The 11,228-nt window shown below is 50.2% G+C and carries 12 protein-coding genes; 1 reads left to right on the top strand and 11 read right to left on the bottom strand.

Going from position 1 to position 11,228, the window contains the following annotated elements; translation table 11 throughout:
* Positions 1 to 1,979, bottom strand: a 1,979-nt coding sequence (locus tag IJ369_RS03580; RefSeq protein WP_290716067.1) for a hypothetical protein, incomplete at its 3' end; no start/stop codon positions are given.
* A 204-nt stretch (positions 1,980 to 2,183) separates the two neighbouring features.
* Here IJ369_RS03580 and IJ369_RS03575 point away from each other — a divergent pair.
* On the top strand, positions 2,184 to 2,609 hold the full coding sequence (locus IJ369_RS03575) for an EamA family transporter (protein WP_290716065.1): 426 nt from the start codon (positions 2,184 to 2,186) through the stop codon (positions 2,607 to 2,609).
* A 33-nt stretch (positions 2,610 to 2,642) separates the two neighbouring features.
* Here IJ369_RS03575 and IJ369_RS03570 read toward each other — a convergent pair whose 3' ends face one another.
* The 10 genes from IJ369_RS03570 to IJ369_RS03525 all read right to left on the bottom strand — a co-directional run bounded on the left by IJ369_RS03570 (position 2,643) and on the right by IJ369_RS03525 (position 11,067).
* The gene (locus IJ369_RS03570; protein WP_290716063.1) at positions 2,643 to 3,632 is read right to left on the bottom strand and encodes an ATP-binding protein; all 990 of its coding nucleotides are present in this window, start codon (positions 3,630 to 3,632) and stop codon (positions 2,643 to 2,645) included.
* 15 nt (positions 3,633 to 3,647) lie between these two features.
* Positions 3,648 to 4,592 (bottom strand): DnaD domain protein, encoded by a 945-nt coding sequence (locus IJ369_RS03565; protein ID WP_290716060.1) that lies wholly within the window; start codon positions 4,590 to 4,592, stop codon positions 3,648 to 3,650.
* A 112-nt stretch (positions 4,593 to 4,704) separates the two neighbouring features.
* Entirely contained in the window at positions 4,705 to 5,766 is a 1,062-nt protein-coding gene (locus IJ369_RS03560; protein WP_290716058.1) for an MraY family glycosyltransferase, read from the bottom strand.
* A gap of 46 nt (positions 5,767 to 5,812) precedes the next feature.
* Entirely contained in the window at positions 5,813 to 6,439 is a 627-nt protein-coding gene (gene upp / locus IJ369_RS03555) for a uracil phosphoribosyltransferase (RefSeq protein ID WP_290716056.1), read from the bottom strand.
* An 11-nt stretch (positions 6,440 to 6,450) separates the two neighbouring features.
* Positions 6,451 to 6,879 carry a ribose 5-phosphate isomerase B gene (gene rpiB / locus IJ369_RS03550; RefSeq protein ID WP_290716054.1) on the bottom strand — a complete coding sequence of 143 codons (429 nt, stop codon included), beginning with the start codon at positions 6,877 to 6,879 and terminating at the stop codon, positions 6,451 to 6,453.
* Positions 6,880 to 6,894: 15 nt separating this feature from the next.
* Positions 6,895 to 7,956, bottom strand: a complete 1,062-nt coding sequence (locus tag IJ369_RS03545) for an L-threonylcarbamoyladenylate synthase (RefSeq protein WP_290716051.1) — start codon at positions 7,954 to 7,956, stop codon at positions 6,895 to 6,897.
* A gap of 4 nt (positions 7,957 to 7,960) precedes the next feature.
* Positions 7,961 to 8,461: an SEC-C metal-binding domain-containing protein gene (locus IJ369_RS03540; protein ID WP_290716049.1), complete on the bottom strand. Its 501-nt coding sequence runs from the start codon at positions 8,459 to 8,461 to the stop codon at positions 7,961 to 7,963.
* 166 nt (positions 8,462 to 8,627) lie between these two features.
* On the bottom strand, positions 8,628 to 9,056 hold the full coding sequence (locus tag IJ369_RS03535) for a hypothetical protein (RefSeq protein ID WP_290716047.1): 429 nt from the start codon (positions 9,054 to 9,056) through the stop codon (positions 8,628 to 8,630).
* Positions 9,057 to 9,077: 21 nt separating this feature from the next.
* Entirely contained in the window at positions 9,078 to 9,875 is a 798-nt protein-coding gene (locus tag IJ369_RS03530; protein WP_290716045.1) for a peptidylprolyl isomerase, read from the bottom strand.
* Between the two features lie 124 nt (positions 9,876 to 9,999).
* Positions 10,000 to 11,067 (bottom strand): undecaprenyldiphospho-muramoylpentapeptide beta-N-acetylglucosaminyltransferase, encoded by a 1,068-nt coding sequence (locus IJ369_RS03525; RefSeq protein WP_290716042.1) that lies wholly within the window; start codon positions 11,065 to 11,067, stop codon positions 10,000 to 10,002.
* Positions 11,068 to 11,228: the final 161 nt, after the last annotated feature.

Genomic DNA, 11,228 nt, shown 5'->3' with positions numbered 1-11,228 from the left:
CGCCGCAGCAAAAGAGCCGAGTTTATCATCCGCACTGCCAGCTCACGGTCAAAGCCGGCTTCCGTGAATTGTTCCAGCAATTCGATGGCGATACGGCTTTCCTTCGCCGCCGCTTCTCCCGTTCCCATGCCATCGGAAAGGGCAAGAAGGGCATTTCCCCGCTCCGTTTCCAGAAAGGCCGCCGCGTCCCCCGTAGGTCTGCCCTCTTCTGCAGGGGCAACAGCTGTGGCTGTGGTCAGGGAAAAGGCGGGCTCTTCGCAAAAATGCAGGGTACATTGATGCCCTTCCGCATCCATGGAACAGGTACCCTCTTCCAATAAGACCATGGGGCAGCCCAAGGTCTTTTTCACCAAAGGGAGTATCTTATCTCTGCAGATACCTTTCCCACCGCAGGCGGGCAAAGTGATGCGCACCTGCTTTCCTCGACGGTTTTTCTCTTCTGTAACAACTGCCTTTTTCGGCCGGAAGCCCTGTTTTTTCAAGGCATCCGTCAATGCCTTTTCTGCCCCTTCCAGAAAAACGCAGTTTAATTCCATCTGTCCCGAAAGGGTCTGCATGATCTCCCCCACCGCCAGCAATTGCTGTCCTACTAACTCTCTGCATTCCGTCAGGCGGCTGATCCAGAGGCAGTCCCTTCGATACATTTCATAGACCTCATTGACCGTTTCCACAAACCCATCCACCCGGGGGCAGGTCTCCCGAAAATTTTCAGGCAGCTGTGCTTCGGTGAACCGCCCGTGGCTGTCGCAATGGGACAGAGCGGAAAAGGTCATACTATAGGTCTTGTAAAGGTCTTCTTCCCAGCAGTAATGGGCCAGTCCGCAGTCCTGACAGGCTCTTCCCGCAATGGTATCGACCAGTCTTGCGATCTCTCCTTTGTCCTTTCGTTCCCCTTCCTTCACAAAGGTTTTCGCCAGTGCTTCAAATGCTGAGGAAAACCCCAGCAGCTTTTCTTCCGTCAACTCCTTCATCTTCGTATATCTGTCCTGGGGGCTTTCTGCTTCCCGCATGCCGCTGATTTTTTCCAGCAGACTTTTGGGGAACAGGGAAAACAGCAACGCCCCGATTACCAAACCTCCCATCCAAATCGGTTTCAGCAACGTCATATCTATGTAAAACAGAAAAATGCAGGGAGCCAGCACCATGGCCAGAGCAGAGGCCAGCCTGCCCAGGTCTTTGACGCAGCCCGCCAGCATTCCCCCTAAAGCGAGGGCTACAAAAAGGGGCAGTTCTGCCCCATTGCAAAGGAAAAGAAGGAAACCCAGGAATACCCCCGCGGCCGCCCCGCCGCCGATGCCCTCCTGCCTTGCGGAAAAAAGAAGGAAAAAAGCCGCTGCCGCAGGCAGGAGCGTATCCCGTAAAATCGGCTGTCTCAAAGAAGCCAGCCCCGCCAGCGCACCGCCGATCAGGAGCAGCAGGGAAAGGGTCTCCTCTCTTGTCAGAATATAATAGTTTTCCCGTTCCAGTAAAAGAGCCGTCCCCTTTTGCAAAAGATAGCTGATGCCAAGGGTGAGGGCGCTTTCCACCGCCGCAATGGCGAAATAGAACCCCAGCCCCTGTCGGCTGATGGCAAAGAAAATGCCCGCCAACGCCGCCGCAAAGGTACCCAGAAGGGCTTTCTTGCCCATTTCCTCTCTGAGGAGGAACCGCCCCATAGTCAGCTGGATGGCAAAGGATGCCGCCAGACCCGCACCCGCTTTCAGGGGCGCATTGGGAAAAGAACCCACGCCCACGGAAAGCCACACCGCCCAGAAAAGCCCCCCTTCCCCGAAAAAGGCAGAAAGATAGGCCAATCCCATGGGCCGCAGCAGTTCCAGCAGCTCTACCCTGCCCCAGAGAAGACCCACCAGACAGAAGCCGCCGCCTTTCAGCATAGCTTTCCAGGGGAAAGGCTTCTTCGGTTCTTTTTTCGGCAGGATCATCTTCCCGAAAGTGGGGGTCTGTTCCGTATATTCTAATGTGATTTCTGTTTTTTCCATAACTTTCCCTCCATATGCCCATTCTAATCAAATATGCCCGCTTTTTTTGTCAAAATGGGGCGAGGGTGCAGAGAAAGTTTCGACAATCTTCTTGCAAAGCAGTACTCTTTGCAGTAAGATAGGAAAAAATAAACGGATGTACCATAACCGTACAAGGCTGATGATGGTTTTGTGCGTTTTTTATTTTTGAAGGAGGAATTTTCTATGTGGCAAATGCTTTGGCCTGTTCTGATCGTTATCGGCGCCAATACCCTTTACCATACCTGCGCCAAATCCACCCCCGGGGATATCAGCCCCTTCGCCTCTCTTGCCTTAACCTATCTCATCGCCGGCGTGGTTTCTCTGGTGATGTTCTTTTTGACCAGCGGGCAGAAAAATATCCTGCAGGAAATGAGCAAAGCCAACTGGGCTACGATTGCCCTGTCCGCCTCCATCGTTTTTCTGGAATTTGGCTATATCTGCGTGTACCGTGCAGGCTGGCAGGTCAGCGTGGCTTCTCTGGTCTGCAATATTGCCGTGGCGTGCATCTTGCTTTTCGTGGGCATCCTGCTGTATAAAGAGACCATCACCATGCGACAACTGGCGGGCATCGCCGTTTGCGCCGCCGGACTTTTCTTGATCGGCAAATAAAAAAAGACCCTTTTCAGGGTCTTATTTTTTTGCTTATCGATTATATTTTTTCTTCATACGGATATCTTCCCCGAAGAATTTCAGGGTAGTATATTCCCCGATGAGGCGGCTCATCACACGGTCGGAATACTGATCCATCAGGGCCTTATAATCCAGATTGGTAGAGATCACCACGGGGCGTTTCCGCAGTTTTCTGTCGTTGATGATGCGGAAGAGTTCAGAAGCCGTAAACATGGTGGCAAATTCCGTACCAAGGTCGTCGATGATGAGCAGGTCTGCATCCAGCAATTCCGCATCCCAGTCCATATCTTCTTCCTCTTCTTTGTTGCGGAAGCGCATTTCCTCCAGCTGTTTGAAAAGCTGACCTGCCGTCAGATAAAGGACAGTCTTTCCCCGATCCAGCACATCTTTGGCAATGCAGTTGCACAGGAAGGTCTTGCCGCGTCCTGCGCCGCCATAAAGGAGCAGGTTATCCCCCGTGAAATCCTCCGCAAAGGCCATGGTCATTTTCAGGTTGCGCTTTGCGTTTTCCTTGGGCGAGATGCCCTCCGCAGGAACGACCTCATCATTGAACAGGCGCAGATCAAAGGTATCGAAATTTTCCATTTTCACTACATCACGGACATTGGACTGGTCGTACAGTCTGTCCATCAGTTTATGCTTCATGCAGGCACAGGGCTCGTTTTCCACATAGCCCGTGTCCTTGCAGTTCTCGCAGACATACTCTATTTTCAGGAGGCTGGGAGAAAGACAGTTTTTCGCCATGATGCCCATTCTTTCATCCTCCAGGTCCTGCTGTTTCTGTTTCATTTGGGCCACTGCCCCTTCCAGGGCATCGGGGCTCAGAAGCACCAGCTTCGCCGTGGAAACCCCCAGCAGGGAAAGTTCCTGTTCTATTTCCTCCAGTCGGGGAAATCTCATATAAAGGCTTTCTTTGCGTTCCCGCAGTTCCGCCATTTTTTGGGTACGCAGGGCATCATATTCCCGCAGCACTTCTTTGTAGATTTGCGTTCTCGTTGCCAAGTTTTTCCCCTCCTATCACCATTTTTCTCTCTGTTCCCGTTCCAGTCGTTCCAGTTCCGCAAAGTCCCATTCGCTCTGGGTGTAGTTGATGAAACGATTCTGTTTCGGTTTCTGCGTCGTTTGCGCAGGCTGATTTGCCTGTGTTTGATTCTGTTGATTCTTCTTCGCTGCAAAGGCTTTATCCAGTTCCTCGATGCCTGCCGCATCCTTCACGCCTGCATCCCGCCACTGGCGCAAAATGCTGTCAGCGTAAGGGAAAGATACCCTGCCCGTTTTCAGAACGGTACGTTCACAGGCGATCTTGATCACTTCCACAGGAAGCTTATATTCCCAAAGCCATTTTTTCATATAATCCTCTTCCGCAGGCACAGGCGGGCGATTCTGCCCAAAAGCCTGCAAAATAGCGCGGAAGCCTGTTTTTCTAATTTCTATGTATTCCACAGCCTTTTCCACTGTATCGATGCCTTTTTCTGCCCAGTCTACGGCAATTTTTTCAATATATGCCATGTTCTTATGCCCATTGGCAGTGCAATAGGAAAGCAATGTATCAATAACATCCAAAGGCAGACCAAGCCAGTCATGAAAACTGAACAATAAGCTCGTATCCCGCTGGGAAAGGAATTTCCCCAGTTTCTGCTGGGCAGAGTCGAAAAGCCTCTTGACATCCTGATTTTTTGCATACATGGCCAGTTCCGCAGGGGAATAATCAGGACATTCAGCAGAAACAAGGATGCGTTTTTCGGGAGTTTTTTTCGCCCCCTCTTTCTGCATCACCTTTCTGTCCATCCAATAGGCCCAGGCACGAAGCACATCGCTTTCCGTGGCGTTCAGTTTTTCCGCCACCTTTTGGGAATCCTGCCCCACCAACAGCGTCATCAGGTAAATGGATACATACAAAGGAGGCGCCACCGGCAGCTCTGTTTCTATGAAGTTTTTATTCAGTTCGATCTTATCTGCCATAGGGGTTCTCCTTCCGATTTATTTCGTGCATTTTAGTATACCATATTCCCGCCGACAAAAACAGGGGAACAAAGACAAAAAAATCTCCCTGTTCTAGAAACAGGGAGAAAATTCATTTCTTATCGTTATTGTCGTTATCTTGCTTATTTTTGATATGGGCATTGAAATAGTAGATGATGAAGCACAGCACGATGACTGTCAGCGCCACTACCACGATCGTGCCGGAATCCTTGAAGCTGATGAAGATTGCCAACAGACCAAGAAGCAGACTGATGGTATACATGATCAGCACCGCCTGTCTCTGGCTGAAGCCATGATCGATCAGCTTATGATGCAGATGACCTCTGTCCGCCTGCATGATGGGCTGTTTTTTTGCCATACGGCGCAGCATCGCGCAGATGGTATCGAAAACAGGCAGGCCAACGCACAGCACGCTTACGATCATTGCCAGCAGGGCATAGCCCTTGAATACGCCCAGGATACTGGTCACAGCCAGCACGAAGCCCAGGAATGTAGAGCCGGTATCACCCATGAAAATCTCCGCAGGATTGAAGTTTCTAGGCAAAAAGCCCAGACATGCCCCCGCCAGAGCCGCTGTCAGCACAACTGCCGTTGTGGAACCTGTCATGATGCAAAGCACCATCAGGCTCATGGCTGCGATAGAAGTTACACCTGCCGCCAGACCATCCAGACCATCGATCAGGTTTACGGCGTTGGTCACGCCAACGATCCAGACCAGAGTGATAGGAATGCTGAACGCCTGCAGATATGTGGTCACAGGCCAGAGGACCACCTGAATCCTTGTGCCGGACATGATGACGATCAGCGCCGCCAGAAGCTGCACGCAGAATTTCAGCTTTGCAGGCAGGTTCTTCATATCATCCACCACGCCCAGGCCTGCGATCAGCAGAGCGCCCATAAGGAAGCCCGCAAATTGCTTCGGGTTCATGCTCTTATCAAAATGATATACCATCAATACTGTGATAATAAAGCCCAGCACGATGGCTACCCCGCCCATACGGGGCATCGGTTTTTTATGCACGCCTCTGTCCTTCGGATAGTCGATGGCACCGCATTTGACGGAAAGCCACTTTGCAAAGGGTGTCGTCACCAGGGTTATGGCGAAGGCACAGGCAAAGGCTGCAATATATAACAACCAATTATGTTCTATCAATGTAAATCTCTCCTCTTTCGGCTATATAGCCTACGGGAAACTGCTGTTATTTTGTACCGAAGATACGGTCGCCGGCATCGCCCAGGCCGGGCACGATATAGCCGTTTTCATTCAGCTTGCCGTCGTGGGCCGCTGCGTAGATATCCACATCGGGGTGGTTTTTCTGCAGTCTTTCCACGCCATTGGGCGCAGCCAGGATGCACAGGAAGATGATCTTCTTCACGCCTCTTGCTTTCAGGAAGCCGATTGCCGCATCAGCGGAGCCGCCTGTTGCCAGCATGGGGTCTACCAGGAAAACAGTTCTTTCTTCCACATCTGCAGGCAGTTTGCAGTAGTATTCCACAGGTTCCAGTGTCACTTCGTCACGATACAGGCCGATATGACCGATCTTCGCTGTAGGCACCAGGTTCAGGATACCGTCTGTCATGCCGATGCCTGCACGCAGGATGGGCACAACTGCCAGTTTTGTATCGATGGTCTTGCAGATGGTCGCTGCAATAGGCGTCTGCACGGCAACTTCCGTCAGGGGCAGTTCTCTTGTTGCTTCGTAGAACAGCAGAGACGCCACTTCGCCGATGATCTCACGGAATTCTTTTGTACCGGTTTCTTTGCTTCTCAGCATCGCCATTTTTGTATGGATCAGGGGATGCTCAGATACGAATAATTTGCTCATAACAGTTCCTCTCAATCTTCGATCTGGTTGATTCTTCTGATGTGGCGTTCATCGTTGGAAAAAGGTGTTTCCAGGAACGCTTTTACGATTTCCAGAGCCAGGCCGGGGCCTGTTACTCTGGCACCCATTGCCAGGATGTTTGCATCGTTATGTTCTCTTGTTGCTTTTGCAGAGAAAACATCGCCGCACAGGGCGCAGCGGATGCCTTTTACTTTGTTTGCTGTGATGGAGATACCAATACCTGTGCCGCAGATCAAGATACCCTGCTCACATTCGCCGCTGGCTACAGCATTTGCTACAGCCTTGCCATATACAGGATAGTCTACGGAGTCTTCGGAATATGTACCGAAGTTTTTATATTCGATCTTGTTATCTTCCAGATATTTGATGACTTCTTTCATCAGGGGGTAACCGCCGTGGTCGCAACCCAGTGCCAGCATAAATAACACTCCTTTTTATTTGTCCACTTCTATCATCTGGTAGCCTGCCGCCTTATTCAGGCGGTTCATAATAGCCATGCCTTCGCCCTCTTCGGAGAAGACTTCGGAATAGACTTTTTCTGCGCCCAGAAAGTCGAATTTTCTCAATAATTTGAACAGGTTCGCCCCAATTTCCTCGGGTCTTTCCCTGCTGCCCAGGGAAAGGACGATGTCGGCTTTGTAGAGGCCTTTTGTTTCCTCTGTCGCCATGACGCCTGTTTTCTTTCCGCTAACCATATCCAGCGCCGCCAGACGATTGATCTCGTCGGCAACCGCCTTTGTTTCCCCTTTCACCAGAACCACTTCTGCCTTAGGGGAATAATGGGTATATTTCATACCCGGTGCCTTAGGCTTTAAATCTGCCGCAGGCTTTTTCAGGATGGCAGGGTCGATCTCCACCTTCCCTACCACTTCTTCCATCATTTCCTTTGTGACTGCACCGGGGCGCAAAATCATGGGAACCTCGCCGGAAACATCCACGATGGTGGATTCCAGACCCCATTCCGCCGCGCCGCCATCCACGATCATGTCGATCTTGCCATTCAGGTCAAATTCCACATGGGATGCCCGGGTGGGGCTGGGCTTGCCGGAGGAATTGGCGCTGGGCGCTGCGATAGGCAGACCCGCCGCTTTGATGATGGCCCTTGCCACAGGGTGATTGGGGAAGCGCACGGCTACCGTGTCCAATCCGCCTGTTGCCTTGGCAGGCACGATGTCTGCCTTAGGGAAAACCATGGTCAGAGGGCCGGGCCAGAAGGCATCCATCAGTTTTTTCGCCTCGGGGGAAATTTCCCTGACGATGGCGTTCAGTTCCTCAAATTCGGAAATGTGAAGGATAAGGGGGTTGTCCGAAGGACGCCCCTTCGCAAGATAAATTTTTTCACAGGCCGTACTGTCCAGTCCGTTCCCGCCCAAACCGTAAACCGTTTCAGTGGGGAAAGCCACCAAACCTCCCTCCTGCAAAATCTTTGCAGCTGTCTGAATGACTTCCGCAGACTCGGGCTGGCGCAGGTCGACCTTCGCCAGTATCGTCTTCATAGGATTAAGCGTTTGCGCCGCAGCATTTTTTGTATTTTTTGCCGGAACCGCAAGGGCAGGGATCGTTACGGCCGATTTTTTCGCCTTTTACGATCGTTCTTGCTTTTTTCTGTTCCAGTGTCAGGCGTTTTCTTGTTTCTTCATCATAGATGCCATCCCACTGGGGCAGTGTATACAGGTGTTCTGCTTTGTATTCGATCATCAGCTTGAACAGTTTTTCGAAGTTGATGTTGATGCAAACTTCGCTGTCTTCTGTCAGTGTTTCCATATCGAACTGCTCTTCCAGAGAAGCATTCAGACCATCGATGAAAGCAACGATCATTTCTGCTGTCATATCGAATCTTTCTGCCAGTTCGGAAACCTTGCCTTCGATTTTTTCTACTTTTTCGCCGATGATGTATTCATAGATCTTCTGTTCCTTGGGCAGGTATTCTTCCCAAACAGCTTCTACGCTGTGGCCTTCCTGAGAAAATGCTTTTTTCATCCAGTTTTCATATAAGCTCATTGTTGTCTCTCCTTTGAATTTCTTATTTTTTCACAGATTACTCCATTCTTTCAAATCATACTATGAATTTCCCCTATTTGCAACAAAAAATGCTTTTCGCGGGGCAAAAATCCTGATTTTTCCAAGTAAAAAGGGGCATTGGTCAATCCCGCGCCCCTTAAAATTTTTATTCTTCTGTTTCGCCCAGTTCTGCTTCGGGCGCATCTGCGCCGATCTCTACCATGGGCTCGCCGTCTTCGCTGATGGAGAAGGTGAGGTTCTCTTCATCGGCAAATTCCACGCCGTCCCATACCTGCGTTTCGCCATCGGCAAAGGTCATCTGCACCTGCCAGCCATCTTCCGCCACAGGCATCTGACCGCGCATGGAAACGGGCATTTCATAGCTGCTCTTCCATTCTGCTTCTGTCAGGCTGATTTCAGACCAGTCCGCATTGTCTGCATAGCGGATCTCCAATTTGGATGCATCCATGCCGGTCTGGTTTTCGAAGGTCATGTCATATTCCACTTCCTGGGTAGCTACTTCTTCTTTCCCGCAGGCTGTCATGCCAATCATTGCCAAAGCCGCCAGCATCATAGTCAAAATTCTTTTCTTCATTTTCCCAAATTCCTTCCAAACTTACTGCGCTGTATAGCTTTCGAATGTAATGCTTTCGATGATGATATCTTCTACAGGCTTATCGTTTGCATCTGTTTCTGCCGCTGCAATGGCATCGATGACATCCATACCTTCAAATACCTGACCAAAGATGGTGTAAGGATTGCCGAAAACATATTCCAGATGGGCAGAGCCGCCCTGTTCTCTGTAGTAATTCAGCACTTCATCAGGGAAAAGCTGGCTGAATGTGTAATATTCGCCGTCTGTCAGGGTCACGCCCAGTTCCTCTTCATTATTGTCTCTCGCATCCTGCAGAGCTACTAAAGCATCTTCCATAACGTCCTTCTGCTGCACGATGAAGAACTGGCTGCCGTTTGTGCCGGGGCCTGCATTTGCCATGGCTACCGCACCTCTGTAGTAATGCAGTTTTTCAGAAATTTCATCTTCGAAGGGTTCGCCCCAGCAGCTTTCGCCGCCTGTGCCGTTGCCTTCGGGGTCACCTGTCTGCACCATGAAATTTTCGATGACACGGTGGAACAGCAAGCCATTATAATAGCCTTCCTTCGCCAGTGTTTTGAAGTTTTCCACTGCCTTGGGTGCTTCTTCGGGATAGAACATCATTTTCACTACGCCGGCAGATGTGGTGATGACTGCGATCTCGTCGCCTTCCGCGGGCATCTGAGCCTGCAGGATGGCTGTTGTATCTGTATTTTCTGTTGCTGTCTGGTCATTTGCTTCTGTGGATGTTTCTTTGCCGCAGGCCGCTGCGCCGAAGGCCATCACTGCCGCCAGAATCAGAGCAAGATATTTCTTTTTCATTTCGATTTCCTCCGTTTTTCCGATTTACATTCTTATCCAAACGGTATTTTAGCCCATTGGAATAAAACGTGTCAATTTAGAAATTCTTAAGAGTTTATTAAAACTGCTTGAAATTCCGCCATTTTCAGCGCATGAGCGCCTTGATCTGCGTCATAACTGCTTCCACGCCGTCGCCTGCTGTGCTGTTTTCCATAGCGGCTACGTATTTCTCTTTGTTTTCGTACAGAGCGAAGATTTCTTTCTTCATGGATTCTGCTGTCATTTCGTCCTCATCCAGCACACGGGCAAACCCCTGCTTTTCGAAGGAAGCCGCATTCAGAATCTGGTCGCCGCGGCTGGCTCTTGCGCTCAGAGGGATCAGCAGATGGGGCTTTTTCAGGGCCAGGAATTCAGAGATGGAGTTGCTGCCTGCCCGGGAAACGATGAAATCTGCCGCTGCAAACAGGTCGTTCAGGCCATCGGAAACATATTCGAACTGCTTATAGTCTGCTCTGCCAAGCAAAGTTTCATCCAGATTACCTTTGCCGCAAAGGTGGATGATATCGAAGGTTTTTGTCAGTTCCGGCAGAATTTCTCTCAGGCAGTTATTCAGCTTCACTGCGCCCAGAGAACCGCCCATCATCAGCAGAACGGGCTTTTCGCCACGGAAGCCGCATGCCGCCAGACCTTTTGCTCTGTCCCCTTCGAATAATTCTTTACGGATGGGCGTGCCTGTATGCACGCCTTTGCCCTTGGGTACATACTGCAGCGTTTCGGGGAAGGTGGAACAAATCACCCTTGCAGAGGGCATAGCGATCTTGTTTGCCAGACCGGGCGTAATATCGGATTCATGGATAATGACAGGCACTTTATTGGATTTTGCCCCCAGGATAACAGGAACCGCAACGAAACCACCTTTGGAGAATACCAGATCGGGTTTCAGCTTTTTGATCAGTTTTTTCGCTTCGCCGATGCCCTTCACCACACGGAACATATCCTTGATGTTTTCTTTGGAAAGGTAACGGCGCAGTTTGCCTGTGGAAATGCCGTAGTAAGGAATGCCTTCCGCTTCGATCAGGGTACGTTCGATGCCGTTCTGGGAACCGATATAAACGATTTCATAGCCTTCTGCTTTCAGATAGGGCAGCAGTGCCAGATTGGGGGTAACGTGGCCGGCTGTGCCGCCGCCTGTCAGTACGATTTTTTTGCTCATCTATATAACCACCTTTGTTTTTTATTCTTACCATAGAAATTTATTGTTTCACACAATATTTTATTATATCACTAAGTTTTTCCATACGCTATCCTTATTTCCAAATTCTGCGCTATTTTCAAGCAAGAAAGCCAAACTTTCTGCATAGGATGATAGAAAAA

This window comes from Anaerotignum sp. (genome assembly GCF_017483025.1).
Classification (GTDB): Bacteria; Bacillota; Clostridia; order Lachnospirales; family Anaerotignaceae; genus Anaerotignum_A.
This window is presented reverse-complemented; position numbering and strand designations above follow the sequence as displayed.